Consider the following 15,872-nt stretch of genomic DNA (forward strand, 5'->3'; position numbering starts at 1 on the left):
AGAACACCGTATGAGCAGGAGCCGTACCCACCGCTCCCCCGCCCGCCGCGTGCTGGCCGTCTGCGCCCTGACCGGGGGCGCGCTACTGACCGTCGTCACCGGCGGGCAGGCCTTCGCCGACGGGACCCCGACCGCCACGCCGAGCGCGGGTGCCGTCGTGTCGGCCACGCCGACCGCGGCGCCCAGCCCGGCCCAGCCCGCCCCGGCCGCCCCCTCGGTCGCGGGCAAGGACGCCGGTAGCGCCCCCGCGGCGAAGCCCGCCGTCGGCGGCACGCCCACGGCGAAGCCCGCCGCCGGTGACGGCGCCGGGGTCTCCAGTGACGGCAAGGCCCAGGTCCGGGAGGTGCCCAAGGGCGCGGCCCAGGCCGGGGACGGATCCGGCGAGACCGACAGCAACGGCCTGATGCTGGCCGGTGGCGGGGCCGTCGCGGCCGTCGGCGCCGGTGCGCTGGGCTTCGCGATGCTGCGCCGCCGCTCCGGTGCGCGCGGCTGACACCGGCCCCGAGTCCGCCGGGTACCCCGGCGCCGTTTCCCCGCCCCTGACCGGGCGGGGAGGCGGCGCCGGGGGCCCGGTGGGCACCGGGGCACCGGCGGGCGGCGGGCAGCCCGACAGCACACCCGGTGCCGACCGGCCGGCCCACCACGGCCTCCCGCGCGGTGGCCGCCGGGGGCGGCGCCGCAAGGCCGCCCCCGGCCCGGGCACGCTGCGCCGGACCGCCTTCGGTGCGGCGGGCCTGGCCTGCCTGGTGCTGGGCACCACCGTGGCACTGTCCGGCCAGCACACTCCGGTGGTGCGGGTCGAGCCCTCGGTGCACGGCAGTACGGACAACCCGGCCGCCGCGCCCTCGGGAGGCCCCGGAACCACGGGAAGCACGGGGACCACCGGGAGCACCGGGAATCCGGCCGGCGCGCCGAAGCCCTTCGCCGCGTCAGCCCCGACCCGCCTCCTGATCCCAACCGCCGGGGTGGACGCCCCGGTGACCAACCTCGGGCTGAATCCCGACGGGACGGTCGAGGTGCCGGCCGCCGACCGGGCCGGCGAGGTCGGCTGGTACCGCAACGGGCCGACGCCCGGAGAGGCCGGCCCTGCCGTCCTCATCGGGCACTACGACACCGCGCACGGCCCGGCGGTCTTCCACGGCGTACCGAAGCTGCGGCCGGGCGACCTGATCCAGGTGCGGCGCGCGGACGGCAGCACCGTGGAATTCAAGGTCCGCACGCTGCTCCAGGCCGCCAAGGACCGCTTCCCGACCGAAACGGTCTACGGTGACACTCCCGAACCCACCCTCCGGCTGATCACCTGCGGCGGGCGGATCGGCTCGGACGGGCACTGGACGGACAACATCATCGTCCTGGCGGACCTGGCCGGTCCGGGCGGCGCGACCGGCTGAAGCCGCCGCGCCGTCGGCCGTCCCGGCCGTCGCGCCGGTTCGACGGTCGAAACGGTCCGACGGCCGGGACGGCGGTACGGGAACCACCGACCGCCGTCCACGCGACCTACCACCGAGGCCGGTGCGGGGACGAACCGGCGCATCGCCGCAGACCAGGAGGACGAGCACCGACCGTGGCAGCAGCATCCTCACCCCGCCGCCGGCCCGTCGCCGTGCCGGTGGCGGCCCTCGCCGCCCTGGCCGTCCTCGTGGCGCTCGCGGCCCTGGCCCTCGGCCGCGCCACCCCCGGCGGGCTGCAGGACCACGGCGCCGCCCAGCCGGTGGCGCCGCCACTGGTGGCCCAGCCGCTCTGGCCCGACCTGGCGGCCTCCCCGCCGCCACGGCCACCCGCCACCGGGGCCGGAACGGCCACGCAGGCGCCACCGCAGCCCGTCCCGGACGTGACCGTGCCCGGGCGCGACATCAGGACGGTCGACACCCGCGCCGTCCTCGCCAAGGACTCCACGGTGAGCCCGGAGGAGCGGCGCGCCCTGGACTCCTGCCCCGTCTGCGAGGTCCGCAGCCCGCAGTTCCGCGACCTCACCGGCGACGGGCGGGACGAACTGGTCGTCGCCGTCGCCACCCCCGGACCCGTGGTCCTGCACGTCTACATGCTGGCCGACGACCGGCTGCTGCCGATCCTCCAGGTCGAGGTGCTGAAGGGGTTCAGCGCCGCGACCGTCGGATCCGACCTGTGGCTCTACGAGCCGACCGGCGCGTTCGTCCGGACCAGCAGCCACTACCAGTGGGACGGCGTCCGGCTCGGCCTGCTGGAGCGGAAGGTCGAGGACACCGGCCCGATCGCCGGCCCCGGCGGCGGAGCCGCGAACGGCAGCGCACAGACGCCCACCAGCACCCCCACCGCCGGCCCCGCCGTCTCCCCCGGCGCCCACGCCCCCGTCGTGCCGAAGCCCGCCGCACCCGACGCGGGCTCCGGTGTGGTCGGCTCATCCCCCAAGGCCGGCGTCCCGGTCCCCGTCCGCCCGTCCTCGGCTCCCTCGGAAGCGAAGCCATGAACCCCGCAGCCGCGCCCGCCCACCCGCACATCCTGCTCGTCGAGGACGACGAGGTGATCCGGGAGGCCACCCGGATGGCCCTGGAGCGCTACGGCTTCCCGGTCACCACGGCGGCCGACGGCCTGGAGGGTCTGGAGGCCTTCCACGCCGTACGCCCCGACCTGCTCCTGCTGGACGTCATGCTGCCGCTCCTCGACGGGGTCGGCCTGTGCCGCCGGATCCGGGAGGAGAGCCAGCTGCCGATCCTGATGATGTCGGCGCGCACCGACCCGGTCGACGTGGTGTCCGGTCTGGAGGCCGGGGCGGACGACTACGTGGTCAAGCCCTTCGAGAGCGCCGTGCTGGTCGCCCGGATCCGCACCGTGCTGCGCCGGGTCCGGGTGGTCCCGGCGGCCGAGCCCGCGCTGCCCGAGGAACCCGCGGCCCCCACCGGGCCGGCCGGCCCCGCCGCCGTCCCCGCGGCCCCGCCGTCCGCCACCCCGTCCCCCTCCTCGGCCCCCGCGCCGTCCCCGGCGCTGCGCAGCTTCGACGGCATGCAGGTGGACACCGACAGCATGGAGGTGCGCGTCGACGGCCGCCTCGTCCCGCTCACTCCCACCGAGTTGCGGCTGCTGCTGGAGTTCACCGCCGCGCCCGGCATCGTGCTGGAGCGCTCCACCCTGCTGGAACGCGTCTGGGACTACGACTGGGGCGCCGACACCCGGGTGGTGGACGTCCACGTGCAGCGGCTGCGCGCCAAGATCGGCCCTGGCAGGATCGAGACCGTCCGCGGGTTCGGCTACAAGCTGCGGCGTCCGGCATGACCCTGCGCCGTCAGATCGCCACCGCCGTCGCCGCCATCGCCGTCCTGGTGGCGGTGGCCGTCGGCCTACTGGTCCACCAGGCGATGATCCGTCAGCACGTGGACCAGGCCCGCGCCGCCGCGCTCGCCGCCCTCAACTCGGCCGTGGACACCTACAAGCGGGGCGAGGTCACCGACCGGTTCACCCTGGACGACCCGGCGCTGCCCACCGGGCTGCGCACGCTCGCGGCCGACGGCCGCGAGGGCTCGCTGCTCGCCGGCGGTCCACAGGGTGAGTCGATGTGGGCGGCCCGACCGGTCCAGACCGGGGTGCTCTCGGTCCGGGTGGACTTCACCCAGGACCGGCAGGCGATCGCCGACCTCGACCGGATCATCCTGATCACCGTCGTCGCGGCGGTCTTCACCACGGTCCTGGCCGGCGTACTGGTCGCCGACCGGATCAGCCACCGGCTGCGCACCGCGGCGACGGCCGCGCGCGGAATCGCCGCCGGGCGGACGGACACCCGGATCGGTGAGCTCGTCGACGGGCGGGACGAGGTCGCCGACCTCGCCGCCGCCGTCGACCTGATGTCCCGTACCCTGCACCGCCGGCTGGAGGACGAGCAGCGCTTCACCGCGGACGTCGCCCACGAGCTGCGCACCCCGCTCACCGGTCTGGTCACCGCGGCCGAACTGCTGCCGCCCGGCCGCCCCACCCAACTCGTCCAGAACCGGGTGCAGGCCCTGCGCTCGCTGGTCGAGGACCTGCTGGAGGTCTCCCGCCTCGACGCGGACGCCGAAACCCCGGACCTCGCCCCCGTCCCGCTGGAACGGGCGGTCCGCCGGACGGTCACCCTCACCGGCCTGGACGTCGACGTGGCCGTGGCCGCCGACCGCCAGGTCCGCACCGACCTCCGCCGCCTCGACCGGATCCTCGGCAACCTCCTGCTCAACGCCCACCGCCACGGCACCTCGCCGGTCGAACTCCACGTCGACGGCCACCGGATCACCGTCCGCGACCACGGCCCCGGCTACCCCGAGGACCTCCTCGACCACGGCCCCCAGCGCTTCCGCACCAACGCCCCCGAACGCGGGCGCGGCCACGGCCTCGGCCTCACCATCGCCACCGGCCACGCCCGCGTCATCGGCGCCACCCTCACCTTCGCCAACCACCCCGCCGGCGGCGCCCTCGCCACCCTCACCCTCCCCGACGAGCCGCCCCACCCCTGACCCCGGCCGCCCCGCCCGGGCCAACCGTCCGCCCCGGCCGGGGCCGGGTGCCGGCTGCGGCCCGCCGGCACCCGGCGGACCGCCCGTGCGGTAGCCGCTCAGTCGTCGCTCGGCCGTACGACGCACGCCGAGTTCGCGAGCATCGACCCGAAGCCGCCGAGCAGCGAGGAGACGACGCCCTTGCAGGCCGCGGCCTCCTGCGGCGTCTTGGGACCGTCGGCGGCGCTGGCCGGCTGGGCGCGGGCGAGCGGCGCGACCAGCAGCAGTGCGCAGCATGCCGCGCCCAGTGCGGACTTCTTCGTGGAAGACAGCGAACCGGACAGCGGGAAGGACATGGGTGCCCCTTCGGAGGAGGTGGGATTCGGCGGAAAGCCGAGCCATCCGTATCCGAAGGGGCTCCGGCGCTCACGGATTCTGCGCCATCCGTGAGCGTGTCCGATGCCGCCGATCACGTGCGATCGGCGGCCACGCCCCGATCAGCCGTCCCGCCGACCCGTCCCGCCCGGTGAGCTTCAGCCCCCGGCCCGCCGCCGACCCGGTCATTCGTGCGTTCACGATCGCGTAACCGGCCGGAAGCGCGACGTCGGTAGCGTCGCCCGCATGACGGCATCACGCACTCGCCCCGAACGGCTCTGGCACCGGCCTTTCCGCAGGTCCGACCGCAGGTGCGCGGCGCCCGACGGCCAGGCCACCCGGCTGCCCGCGCTCATCGGGGGCCCGGTCCGGAGCGCCCGCCCGCACCCGCCGGTCGACCGGTCGCGGGCCGCGGCCGAGCCGGGCCGGGAGGTGCCGTCCCTGCTCTCGGTGGACGGAACGGAGCTGGTGCTGCGCCCCGCCGGGCCGACCGACCGGGCCGAGGCCCTGGCGATGCACGGCCGCTGCTCCCCCGCCTCGCTGCGGCTGCGCTACCACGGGCCGGTCCGCGACGCCGGCCGCTACCTGGACCACCTGCTGGACGCCCGGCACGGCCACAGCCTCGCCGTGACGGCCGCCGACGGGCGGATCGTCGCCCTCGGGCACCTGATGTGGGACGGCGGCGAGGCGGAGCTGGCGGTGCTGGTCGAGGACGCCTGGCAGCGGCGCGGGCTCGGGCCGGAGCTGCTGCGGCGGCTGTCGACGGCGGCCCGGGCGGCCGGCGTGGGCTCGGTGTACGCGGTGACGCACGCCTCGAACACCGGGCTGATCGCCGCGATGCGCCGGCTGGCCGCGCCGCTGGACTTCCACCCCGAGGACGGCACGCTGGTGATCACCGCCACGCTGGCCTCGGGCGAGCCGACCGCCTGCGCCCGTCCGAGCCGCTGATCCCGGGCGGCCGATCCCGAACGGCCGATCCGGGTAGCTGATCAGTTCTTCACCACACTCTTACCAGGGAACCCGGCGGCGCCGGTGAGCGTCCCAAGCGGCAACGGTCCCCTCCGTACACCGCCTTCCCCCACGGGCCGTCAGAGCGCCCGTGGCGGCGCCTTCGGCCGCGTCGCAGCAGGCGGCGTGGGGTCCGGATCGTCGAGCCGGGCGGCGGAGTCGGTAGGCTGGCCCCGTCCCCGCCGCCCGACGGCCCGTTAATCCGGACCCGGGTGGTGCCGCAGCAAGGAGGAACCACTGAGCATGGCAGGCACCGAATCGGAGCCCACAGGCGCACGCGACGCCTCGCTGCCGGCCCGCGCCAAGATCGCGGTCACCGCCGGCCGGGTGGCCGCCGCCGTGTCCCGCAAGGCCGGACGCGGAAGCGGCTCGGTGATCGGCGGCAAGGTCGCCCTCAGGCTCGACCCCGACCTGCTCGGCACCCTCGCCGACCACCTCGACGTCATCCTGGTCAGCGCCACCAACGGCAAGACCACCACCACCCGCCTGATCGCCGAGGCGCTGCGCGCCGCCGGTCCGGTGGTCTCCAACGCCCTGGGCGCGAACATGCCGGCCGGCATCACCTCCGCCCTGGCCGGCGGCTCGGACGCCCGCTTCGGCGTGATCGAGGTCGACGAGAAGTACCTGGCGACGGTCGCCCGCGACACCCGCCCCAAGGCGATCGCCCTGCTCAACCTCTCCCGCGACCAGCTCGACCGCGCCGCCGAGACGCGGATGATGGCCGAGAAGTGGCGCGAGGGCCTGCAGGACACCGAGGCCGTGGTCATCGCCAACGCCGACGACCCGCTGGTGACCTGGGCCGCCTCCTCCTGCAAGAAGGTGGTCTGGGTGGCCGCCGGACAGGCGTGGAAGGAGGACGCCTGGTCCTGCCCCGCCTGCGGCGGTGTGATGCAGCGCCCCGGCGAGGACTGGTTCTGCCAGGACTGCGGCTTCCGCCGCCCCAACCCGCACTGGGCGCTCCAGGGCACGCACGTGATCGACCCGCAGCGCGGCGCCTGGCCGATCCAGCTCCAGCTGCCCGGCCGGGCCAACCTGGCCAACGCCACCAGCTCGGCCGCCGTCGCCGCCGTGTTCGGGGTCTCCCCGCAGGTCGCGCTAGAGCGGATGCGCTCGGTGACGGCCGTGGCCGGCCGCTACGACGTGGTCCAGTACCAGGGGCGGGACATAAGGCTGCTGCTGGCCAAGAACCCGGCCGGCTGGCTGGAGACCTTCTCGCTGATCGACGGCCCGCCCGCGCCGGTGATCCTGTCCGTCAACGCCCTCGACGCCGACGGCACCGACACGTCCTGGCTGTGGGACGTCGACTACGAGCGCCTCGCCGGGCACCCGGTGTTCGTGATGGGGCAGCGCAAGCTGGACCTGGCCGTCCGCCTGGAGGTCGCCGGGCTGCAGTTCCACGTGGTGGACACGCTGGAGCAGGCCGTCCGGATGGCCCCGCCCGGCCGGATCGAGGCCATCGCCAACTACACCGCCTTCCAGCAGCTGCGGAAGGTCGTGGCCGGCTGATGCCGCGCCCGCAGCCCCCCATGACCCCCCTGATCGTGATGGAAGGCCTTCGAGGATGAGTGAGAGCAGCCTGCGCGTGGTCTGGGTCTACCCGGACCTGCTCAGCACCTACGGCGACCGCGGCAACGCCCTGGTCGTGGAGCGCCGGGCCCGCCAGCGCCACCTCAACGTGACCCGGATCGACGTCCGCTCCGACCAGGCGATCCCCACCAGCGGCGACATCTACCTGATCGGCGGCGGCGAGGACCGTCCGCAGCGGCTGGCCGCCGAGCGGCTGCGGGCCGACACCGGCCTGATCCGGGCATCCGAGAACGGCGCGATCATCTTCGGCGTCTGCGCGGGCTTCCAGATCATGGGCCACGAGTTCGTCAACGACCTGGGCGAGCGCGAGCCGGGCCTGGGCCTGCTCGACGTCTGGACCACCCGCGGCGACGGCGCCCGGTGCGTCGGCGACGTGCTGGCCGACGTGGACCCGCGGCTCGGCCTGCCGCAGCTGACCGGCTTCGAGAACCACCAGGGCGTCACCCACCTCGGCCAGGGCGTCGCGCCGCTGGCCACCGTCACCGCGGGCCGGGGCAACGGCACCGGCGACGGCACCGAGGGCGCCTGGCGGGACACCGTCTTCGGCACCTACCTGCACGGCCCGGTGCTGGCCCGCAACCCCGCCGTGGCCGACATGCTGATCAAGCTGGCGCTGGACGTCAACGCCCTGCCGCCGGCCGACACCACCTGGTACGACGCGCTGCGCGCCGAGCGCATCGCCGCCACGACGCGCCCCGCGTAGTACGTCCGCACGCCCTGAGGGGCGGGTGCCCGCGATGCGGTCACCCGCTCCAAGGGCGGCCCCGGACGTACCACAATGGGGCTGCCTACTGCACACCCTCCTCGGCAGCAGGCTGCACCTCCGCGCGGGGGCGCCGACGGCGCCGCTCCCGCGTCGGCTCCTGCCCGGCCGGACCAGGGGCCGTATGCTCGACTTCGCGGCCGTTTCCGGACGTTCTGTCCGGATCGGCCGGTCCTTCATCCCGCGGCCACCTCCCCGCCACTCCGGCGAGGGAGCGCCCCGCTACGGTGACGGCTCGTCGTCCCAGCCTGTAGTCCGGCCGTTCCTCGGTTCTGCTCGGGAGTTGCAAAGCTAATGCGTATCGGAGTGCTGACCAGCGGCGGTGACTGCCCCGGCCTGAACGCGGTGATCCGTTCCGTGGTCCACCGGGGGGTGGTCGACCACGGCGACGAGATCATCGGTTTCCAGGACGGTTGGCGCGGTCTTCTGGAGGGCGTCCACCGACCGCTCACCCTCGACTCGGTGAGCGGCATCCTGGCCCAGGGCGGCACGATCCTCGGCTCCTCCCGGGTCCAGCCGAGCCACCTGCGCGACGGCGTCGAGCGCGCCAAGCAGCTGTGCGCGGACCTCGGCATCGACGCGGTCATCCCGATCGGCGGCGAGGGCACCCTGAAGGCCGCCAAGCTGATGAGCGACGCCGGACTGCCGGTGGTCGGGGTCCCGAAGACCATCGACAACGACATCGCCGCCACCGACGTGACCTTCGGCTTCGACACCGCCGTCTCGGTCGCCACCGACGCGCTGGACCGGCTGAAGACCACCGCCGAGTCCCACCAGCGGGTCATGGTCGTCGAGGTCATGGGCCGACACACCGGCTGGATCGCGCTCAACGCGGGCATGGCGGCCGGTGCGCACGCCATCGTCGTCCCGGAGCGGCCGTTCCACATCGACAAGCTGACCGCCGTCGTCCGCGAGCGCTTCGACCGGCAGAAGAAGTTCGCCATCGTGGTCTGCGCCGAAGGCGCCAAGCCCGAACCCGGCACCATGCACTGGGAGGAGGGCACCAAGGACATCTACGGCCACGAGCGGTTCACCGGCATCGCCACCCAGCTCTCCCGCGAACTGGAGCACCGGCTCGGCAAGGAGGCCCGCCCGGTGATCCTCGGCCACACCCAGCGCGGCGGCACCCCGACCGCGTACGACCGGGTGCTCGCCACCCGCTTCGGCTGGCACGCCGTCGAAGCCGTCCACAAGGGCGCCTTCGGGCACATCACCGCGCTGCAGGGCACCAACATCAACCTGGTGCCGCTGGCCGAGGCGGTCGCCGAGCTGAAGACCGTCCCGCAGGACCGCTACCTGGAGGCGGAGACGGTCCTCTGACCCCTCTCCCCCACGTCGAGGGCCCCCGAACCCGTGCCGGTTCGGGGGCCCTCGTGCGTCTGACGGGCGCCCGGGCGACGGCCCGGCTAGCGTGGCCGGTGGAGCGGACCACTCGCGGAAGGGCAGTCGATGGAGATCCTCGCGTACGGGGTGCAGGCCGACGAACGGCCGCTGCTGGAACAGGCCTTCGCCCGCCGGCACGGGCTGCGCTGCCTGAGCATGTTCCTCAACCACGACACCGCCCCGCTCGCCGCCGGCTACCCCGCCGTCAGCAGCAGCGTCAACGCCGTCCTGGACGCCGATACGCTCGCGGTCCTCGCCGCCGGCGGCACCAAGCTGATCGCCCAGCGCTCCACCGGGTTCAACAACATCGACCTCGACGCGGCCGCCGAACTCGGCCTCACCGTCGCCCGGGTGTCGTACTACAGCCCCTACGCCGTGGCCGAGCACGCCTGGGCGCTGGCCCTGGCCGTCAACCGCCGGATCGTCCGGGCCGCCGGGCGCAGCCGCGAGTTCGACTTCCGCCTCGACGGGCTGCTGGGGCGGGACGTGCACGGGATGACCGTCGGGGTGATCGGCACCGGCAAGATCGGCGAGTGCTTCACCCGGATCGCGGCCGGCTTCGGCACCGAACTGCTCGGCTGGGACATCGCGGAGAACCCGGCCTGCGTCGACCTCGGCATGACCTACACCGAACTGCCCGAACTCCTCACCCGCGCCGACCTGGTGAGCCTGCACGTCCCGCTCGTCCCGGCCACCCACCACCTGATCGACGCCGCCGCGCTGGCCCGGATGAAGGACGACGCGATCCTCGTCAACTCCAGCCGCGGGGGCCTGATCGACAGCGCGGCCCTCGTCGAGGCCCTGCGCGCCGGCCGCCTCTCCGGCGTCGGCCTCGACGTGTACGAGGAGGAGACCGGCGTCTTCTTCACGGACCGCTCCATCCAGGGCATCACCGACGACGTCCTCGCCCGCCTCGTCACCTTCCCGCAGGTCCTGGTCACCTCCCACCAGGCCTACTTCACCCGCACCGCCGTCGGCCAGATCATCGACGCCACCGCCCGCAACATCGACGACTTCGCCGCCGGCCGCACCAACGAGAACACCCTCGTCCCGACGAACTGACCCCACAAGAAGCCCGACCGTCCTGGGCGTCCATGAGCGTCCTTCCGGCTCCGCTGATTGGCAACCCTTAGCAACGCCTGCCCGCACACGAGGCTGAGGACGCCCGCTCCTCAGCCCGGCCGGCCGGGATCGGCCGCACCGGGTGCTTGCTCAGGATGGACACCCGGTTGAAGGCGTTGATGGCGATGGCCACCCAGATCACCGCGGAGATCTGGTCATCCGTCAGGGCTTGGCGGGCGGCGCCGTAGGCGTCCTCCTGGAGGGCGGCGTCCGCGGGGTTGGTGGTCGCCTCCGCCAGGGCGAGGGCGGCGCGTTCCTGCGGGGTGAACAGTTCGGTGTCGCGCCACGCCGGGAGGGTGCCCAGCCGCTGCGGGGTGTCGCCGGCCTGCAGGGCGGCCCTGGTGTGCACGTTGAGGCAGTAGGCGCAGCCGTTGATCTGGGACACCCGCAGGTTGACCAGTTCCACGAGCGTGCGGTCCAACCCGGCGTCCGCCGCGCCCGCACGGGCCGACTCGGCCGTCGCGACCAGCGCGCGGTAGGCCTTGGGGCTCTGCTTGTCGACGAACACCCGTCGGCGCGCCGGGGCCTCAGCCACACCCGCGGTCACATCACTCATCGGAACTCCTCTGGCCGGATCGCTGTCGGACGGCACTGCGCCACGCCATGATAGTTGAAAATAAAACCTTCTGGGAAGCGGGGCAGCACATCGCGACCACCACCCCCGGCCACCCGAGTTCACCGCCCGTCAGATCCCCCCCGGTACGGAGGTGGGAGCGCCGGCCGGTGGACGACTCCCGCCGCCGTCCCTCACCGGCGGTGGCGACCGCCCCGCCGGCCGGCCGGCGGGGCCGCGCGCGGCGCGGACAGGAAGAGCCGGGCCAGCTCCCGGCCCAGGTTCACGCCGATGGCGAGGGCCATCGCCGTGGCGACAGCACGCCCGACGCCGCTCAGCCCGATCTCCGGCTCGCCCCGGACGAAGGCGAGCATCCCGAAGTAGAGCACCGACCCGGGCAGCAGCGGCCCCAGGGCCGCCGTGATGTGCGGCAGCGCGGAGCTTCCCCGGTGACGCGCCGTGAGCTGGCCGGACAGGCCCACCAGCCCGGCGGCGAGCCCCGTGGCCAGGAGCGGCTCCCCGCCGGCGTTGACCAGCACCCCGTACGTCGTCCAGCCGGCCCCGCTGTTGAGCAGGACCACGGACAGCGCGCCCGGCTCGGTGTTCAGCAGCACCGCGAACGCCAGGGTGAGCAGCACCGCCGCGGCGAGCTGCAACGGCGGGTTCACCGCCCCGGCCGGGACGTCCTGGGCCGCCAGGTCCGCACCGTTGTTGACGCCGACGTAGAGCACCGTCATCACCCCGATCACCACACCGGCCATCAGGTACAGCGCTTCGAGCAGGCGCGCGGCGGCGGTGAGGTAGAAGCCCGCCAGGCCGTCCTGGGCCGCCGCCACCATGGGCCATCCCGGCAACAGCGCGTACAGCCCTCCGGTGATCACCACCGATCCGCGCAGGTGCAGCCCGTTGAACGACAGCAGGATGCCGATCACGGCGGCCGGCCCCGCGGCCACCACGAACTGGTAGAACGCCGGGAGGTCGTGGCGCGCCACCAGCGCCGAGAGCCGGTCGCCCGCCAGGGCCGCGACGACGGCGCTGGCGAACACCAGCCAGGCCCGGGCGTCGGCCCGGCCGCCGACCAGCAGCGTCGCGGCCCCGGCCAGCACACCGCAGCACAGGAGGAGGAGCCAGCCGGGGTAGCGGCGGCTGTACCGGTGCACGGCCACGAGGCGGTCATGGGCGTCGTGGACCCCGATGCCGCCCGCCGTGATCTCGGTGACCAGCCGGAAGACCGCGGCCAGCCGCGCGTAGTCGCCCGCCGCGCGGCGGACCGAGGACTCGACCGTCAACGGCGGCCCGGACGGGCCCGGCTGGTACGAGATCGCCACCCGGGTGAAGGTCACCTGGGGGTCGCACGGGTGGACCCGGTAGGCACCCGCGACGGCGAGCATGGCGGCCTCGACGTCCTCCGCCACCTCGCCGCTGGCCAGCAGCAGCTCGCCGACCAGCAGCGCCAGCTCCAGCACCCGCACCGGCTCGACGGCTCCGGGCGGCTCCGCGAAGCAGTCCGCGGCCAGCCGGCGATCGGCCGTCGGAGTGCGCAGCAGTGGCAGCATCCGATCGGGCCAGGGGGCCGCGGTGTCGCTGGCTTCCGGGCCCGACCGGGCGGTTTCGGCGGGGCCTCCGGACGCCGGGATCTGGTGCGGCACGCTCTCGGAGCGCGTCGGCCGTCCCTCCGGATCGGCACGCCCGCCGAGCTGATCGTGTTCCGACATCGCGACTCCCTGAACCACCCTCCCCCCTGATCACCTTGTGCACCTCGGCAACTACCCGGAGTGATCCGCCGGCGAACACTCCGGCCTCCAGGACTCCCTCCCAAACGGAGCACAACGGTCCGCACACGCCCCATCCCCGCGAGCGTGCCGTTCGCCCGGGCGGTGTCGGCCTGCCACCGCCGACCGGCACCACCCGGGGTGGCACATCGCCGTGGCCGCAACGGACCAGCGGCCCGATCCGGCGACCGGAGGTGGGAGGAGACCGCGCGTCAGGTCCTTGCGACGGCTGCCAACGGGCTCAGCGCGGCTGCTCGGCGGGCCGGGACGGCTGCCGCGATCACACCGGTCGCCAGGGAGCCGATGCACAGGAGGAGCAGTGTTCCCCAGGGCGGTGCCAGGGCGTACCGGGTCATGGCGCCGTTGGCCAGCGCGCCGACCGTCCAGGCTCCGAAGAGGCCGCCGGCCAGGCCCAGGAGTGTGCCGAAGGCGGCGACGGTCACCGACTCCAGGCGGATCATCCGTCGGATGCCGGCGCGGTCCATCCCGATGGCACGCAGGACGCCGATCTCGCGGGTGCGTTCGGCGACCGACATGGCCAGGGTGTTGGTGATCCCGAGCAGGGAGATCACGGTGCCGAGCGCGAGCAGCCCGTACATCAGTTCCAGCAACTCGCCCAGGGCGCCGGCGGCCTGGTGGACGAGTTCCTCCCTGGTCTGCACCTGGACCAGCGGGCTGTTGCCCACGGCGGTGCGCAGCCGGTCCTCGATGGTCTTGGCGGTCGCGCCGCCGTCGGTGCGAACGAGGATCCGCTGGATGGAGCCGGGGTCGAAGCCGGTGCGCTGGACCTCGGTGCGGTCGCCCAGCGCGTCGTGGGCGGTGGGGTTGTCCTGGTAGACGGCGACGACGGTGTACTGCTGGAAGTCCTGACCGCTGCCCATCCGGGCGTTGAGCCGGCCGCTCGCGCTCACACCCTGTTCCCGCGCGACGGTGCGGGAGACGGCGATCCGGCCCGGTCCGAGGTCCTTCAGGGAGCCGTCGACGAGATCGAGCCTCATGACGGCGTCCACGGTGTCGGGGGTGACACCCGAGATCGTGCGGACACCGCCGCCGGTGAACAGGACGGAGTCCGTGACGGCGCTCGCCGTCCTCACCCCGGGGACGTCGGCCACCCGTTGGACGGCGGCGGGGTCGATGCCGGTCGTGGTGGTGCGGGTGCTGAGCACGTAGTCGGCACCGAGGCCGGACGCGGCCTGGCGGTCCAGAGCCTGCCCGGTGGAGTTTCCGATGACGGCGAGCCCGGCGACCAGGGCCGTGCTGATCATCAGGGCGGAGGCGGTGGCCGCGCTGCGCCTCGGGTTGCGCAGCGCGTTCCGGTGGGCGAGCCGGCCGGTCATCCCGAAGCGGCCGGTCAGCCGTCCGCTCAGCCGGATCACGGGAGTCGCGAGGACCGGCGCGAGCACGATCATGGCGACGACGAGGACACCGCAGCCGAACATCGCGGTCTGCAGGTTCTCCACCGAGGCGTCCTTCGCCCCCGTCAGTGACAGCAGCAACCCGGCGCCGAGGACCAGCAGAGCCAGTCCCACCGCGCCGCGGACCCGGGAGCGGACGGCCGTGGGCGGCTGGTCGGCCGAGCGCAGCGCCTCGATGGGTGCGACCTTCGCGGCGTTGCGGGACGGCAGCCACGCGGCGAGGACCGTGACGCCCACGCCCACCGCGAGTGCCGCCACCAGCGGGCGCGGGCCGATCACCAGGGGGCCATGGGGCAGCGTGCCCTGCGTGGTGCTCAGCAGGTCGGGCAGCACGGCGGCGATGCCGAGGCCGAGCAGGAGGCCGGCCGCCGACGCGACGAGGCCGAGCAGGACGGCCTCCCAGAGCACGGAGCGGACCACCTGGCGGCGCGAGGCACCGATCGCCCGCAGCAGCGCGATCTCACGGGTACGCCCGGCGACGAGCACGGTGAAGGTGTTGGCGATGAGGAACGAGCCGATGAACAGTGAGACCGCGGCGAAGACCATCGGCAGCTTCTGGTAGCCCCGGGTCAGCGTGTCGACGTAGCCGGCCTGCTGGGTGGCCTGGGCGGCGCCGGTGACGGCCTCGGCCCGGTCGGGCGGGAGTACCGCGGTGACCCGCTCGGAGAGCTCGGCCTGGCTGGTGCCGGGCGCGGCGGACAGGTCGACGGAGGTGTAGCGGCCCGGGGCGGCGAACAGCGCCTGGGCGGTCGCCTGGTCGAACAGGGTGAGGGTGCCGCCGGCGGTCACCCGGGTGTCCTGGGTGGTGACGATGCCCACGAGCCGTTTCGTCAGGACGGGGCCGTCGGTGGCCAGGGTGATCGTGTCGCCGATGCCGAACCCGCCGGCGGCGGCGGTGCCGCTGTCGACGGCGAGTTCATCGGCGTTGCGGGGTGCGTGGCCCCGGAGCAGCGGGTAGCGACCGTCCTTGCCGTCCTTGCCCGGTACGTAGGCGGCGGCCAGGTTCGCCCATGCGGTGCCGACCCGCAGCGGCGTGCCGTCCGCGGCGTTCAGGACCGCCGATCCGTCCACCGAGGGCCGTACGGCCGCCGCACCGGGCACGGCGGCGAGTCTGTGGACGAGCGCGTCGTCGAGTGCGCTGCTGTTCTGACGCGTGGCGGCCCCGGTCAGGGGGGTTCTCGGGGTCACGGTGACCGCGATGTCCGCGAAGTTCTTCGACGCGGCGGCGCGGTGGGCCGCCACGGAGGTGTCCGCGAAGACGAGGGTGCCGCAGACGAATGCGACACCGAGGCAGACCGCGAGGACGGTCATGACCAGACGGGCCTTGGCCGCCAGGACGTTGCGCAGGGCTGTTCTCAGCATGGGGAGCTTTCGGGGCCGTGAGGGAGGACGGGAACGGGCGACGCGAGTGCGCGAGTGCGCGGGGGTGGGACGACCGACTGAGGTGCCGGGGTGGGC

At 74.4% G+C, this 15,872-nt stretch carries 14 protein-coding genes; 10 read left to right on the plus strand and 4 right to left on the minus strand.

Annotated features, from left to right (window positions below):
• Positions 1-10 precede the first annotated feature (10 nt).
• From P3T27_RS26240 to P3T27_RS26260, 5 genes are all read left to right on the plus strand, one after another.
• Positions 11-493, plus strand: coding sequence for a hypothetical protein (locus P3T27_RS26240; RefSeq protein ID WP_280682670.1), 483 nt, complete (start codon positions 11-13; stop codon positions 491-493).
• A 79-nt stretch (positions 494-572) separates the two neighbouring features.
• Positions 573-1,391: a class F sortase gene (locus P3T27_RS26245; protein ID WP_280682671.1), complete on the plus strand. Its 819-nt coding sequence runs from the start codon at positions 573-575 to the stop codon at positions 1,389-1,391.
• Between the two features lie 173 nt (positions 1,392-1,564).
• Positions 1,565-2,446 (plus strand): hypothetical protein, encoded by an 882-nt coding sequence (locus P3T27_RS26250; protein ID WP_280682673.1) that lies wholly within the window; start codon positions 1,565-1,567, stop codon positions 2,444-2,446.
• Positions 2,443-3,249, plus strand: coding sequence for a response regulator transcription factor (locus P3T27_RS26255; RefSeq protein WP_280682675.1), 807 nt, complete (start codon positions 2,443-2,445; stop codon positions 3,247-3,249). Before P3T27_RS26250 ends, P3T27_RS26255 begins: the two co-directional genes overlap by 4 nt.
• Entirely contained in the window at positions 3,246-4,457 is a 1,212-nt protein-coding gene (locus P3T27_RS26260) for a HAMP domain-containing sensor histidine kinase (protein WP_280682677.1), read from the plus strand. Before P3T27_RS26255 ends, P3T27_RS26260 begins: the two co-directional genes overlap by 4 nt.
• 98 nt (positions 4,458-4,555) lie before the next feature.
• Here P3T27_RS26260 and P3T27_RS26265 read toward each other — a convergent pair whose 3' ends face one another.
• Positions 4,556-4,792, minus strand: a complete 237-nt coding sequence (locus P3T27_RS26265; RefSeq protein ID WP_280682679.1) for a hypothetical protein — start codon at positions 4,790-4,792, stop codon at positions 4,556-4,558.
• 265 nt (positions 4,793-5,057) lie between these two features.
• Between P3T27_RS26265 and P3T27_RS26270 the strand changes: the two genes are divergently transcribed.
• The 5 genes from P3T27_RS26270 (at position 5,058) to P3T27_RS26290 (ending at position 10,614) form a co-directional block, all read left to right on the plus strand.
• Positions 5,058-5,759 (plus strand): GNAT family N-acetyltransferase, encoded by a 702-nt coding sequence (locus P3T27_RS26270; RefSeq protein ID WP_280682681.1) that lies wholly within the window; start codon positions 5,058-5,060, stop codon positions 5,757-5,759.
• 303 nt (positions 5,760-6,062) lie between these two features.
• Positions 6,063-7,325, plus strand: a complete 1,263-nt coding sequence (locus tag P3T27_RS26275) for a MurT ligase domain-containing protein (protein ID WP_280682683.1) — start codon at positions 6,063-6,065, stop codon at positions 7,323-7,325.
• A 55-nt stretch (positions 7,326-7,380) separates the two neighbouring features.
• Entirely contained in the window at positions 7,381-8,109 is a 729-nt protein-coding gene (locus P3T27_RS26280) for a glutamine amidotransferase (RefSeq protein WP_280682685.1), read from the plus strand.
• 354 nt (positions 8,110-8,463) lie between these two features.
• Positions 8,464-9,489 carry a 6-phosphofructokinase gene (locus P3T27_RS26285; RefSeq protein ID WP_280682687.1) on the plus strand — a complete coding sequence of 342 codons (1,026 nt, stop codon included), beginning with the start codon at positions 8,464-8,466 and terminating at the stop codon, positions 9,487-9,489.
• Between the two features lie 129 nt (positions 9,490-9,618).
• Complete coding sequence (locus P3T27_RS26290; protein WP_280682689.1) at positions 9,619-10,614, plus strand: 2-hydroxyacid dehydrogenase; 996 nt, start codon at positions 9,619-9,621, stop codon at positions 10,612-10,614.
• A 67-nt stretch (positions 10,615-10,681) separates the two neighbouring features.
• Here P3T27_RS26290 and P3T27_RS26295 read toward each other — a convergent pair whose 3' ends face one another.
• From P3T27_RS26295 to P3T27_RS26305, 3 genes are all read right to left on the minus strand, one after another.
• Positions 10,682-11,230 (minus strand): carboxymuconolactone decarboxylase family protein, encoded by a 549-nt coding sequence (locus tag P3T27_RS26295; protein ID WP_280682691.1) that lies wholly within the window; start codon positions 11,228-11,230, stop codon positions 10,682-10,684.
• 191 nt (positions 11,231-11,421) lie between these two features.
• Positions 11,422-12,942 (minus strand): threonine/serine exporter family protein, encoded by a 1,521-nt coding sequence (locus P3T27_RS26300; protein WP_280682693.1) that lies wholly within the window; start codon positions 12,940-12,942, stop codon positions 11,422-11,424.
• Positions 12,943-13,211: 269 nt separating this feature from the next.
• Positions 13,212-15,776 (minus strand): FtsX-like permease family protein, encoded by a 2,565-nt coding sequence (locus P3T27_RS26305; protein WP_280682695.1) that lies wholly within the window; start codon positions 15,774-15,776, stop codon positions 13,212-13,214.
• Between the last annotated feature and the right edge of the window lie 96 nt (positions 15,777-15,872).

The sequence above is a fragment of the Kitasatospora sp. MAA19 genome, from assembly GCF_029894125.1.
Classification (GTDB): Bacteria; Actinomycetota; Actinomycetes; order Streptomycetales; family Streptomycetaceae; genus Kitasatospora.

Bases quoted from the DNA above. Each gene is read 5' to 3' on its own strand.
- P3T27_RS26295 (WP_280682691.1), bottom strand. From the start codon at position 11,230: ATGAGTGATGTGACCGCGGGTGTGGCTGAGGCCCCGGCGCGCCGACGG.
- P3T27_RS26260 (WP_280682677.1), top strand. From the start codon at position 3,246: ATGACCCTGCGCCGTCAGATCGCCACCGCCGTCGCCGCCATCGCCGTC.
- P3T27_RS26280 (WP_280682685.1), top strand. From the start codon at position 7,381: ATGAGTGAGAGCAGCCTGCGCGTGGTCTGGGTCTACCCGGACCTGCTC.
- P3T27_RS26305 (WP_280682695.1), bottom strand. From the start codon at position 15,776: ATGCTGAGAACAGCCCTGCGCAACGTCCTGGCGGCCAAGGCCCGTCTG.
- P3T27_RS26240 (WP_280682670.1), top strand. From the start codon at position 11: ATGAGCAGGAGCCGTACCCACCGCTCCCCCGCCCGCCGCGTGCTGGCC.
- P3T27_RS26270 (WP_280682681.1), top strand. From the start codon at position 5,058: ATGACGGCATCACGCACTCGCCCCGAACGGCTCTGGCACCGGCCTTTC.
- P3T27_RS26300 (WP_280682693.1), bottom strand. From the start codon at position 12,942: ATGTCGGAACACGATCAGCTCGGCGGGCGTGCCGATCCGGAGGGACGG.
- P3T27_RS26275 (WP_280682683.1), top strand. From the start codon at position 6,063: ATGGCAGGCACCGAATCGGAGCCCACAGGCGCACGCGACGCCTCGCTG.
- P3T27_RS26265 (WP_280682679.1), bottom strand. From the start codon at position 4,792: ATGTCCTTCCCGCTGTCCGGTTCGCTGTCTTCCACGAAGAAGTCCGCA.
- P3T27_RS26290 (WP_280682689.1), top strand. From the start codon at position 9,619: ATGGAGATCCTCGCGTACGGGGTGCAGGCCGACGAACGGCCGCTGCTG.
- P3T27_RS26285 (WP_280682687.1), top strand. From the start codon at position 8,464: ATGCGTATCGGAGTGCTGACCAGCGGCGGTGACTGCCCCGGCCTGAAC.
- P3T27_RS26255 (WP_280682675.1), top strand. From the start codon at position 2,443: ATGAACCCCGCAGCCGCGCCCGCCCACCCGCACATCCTGCTCGTCGAG.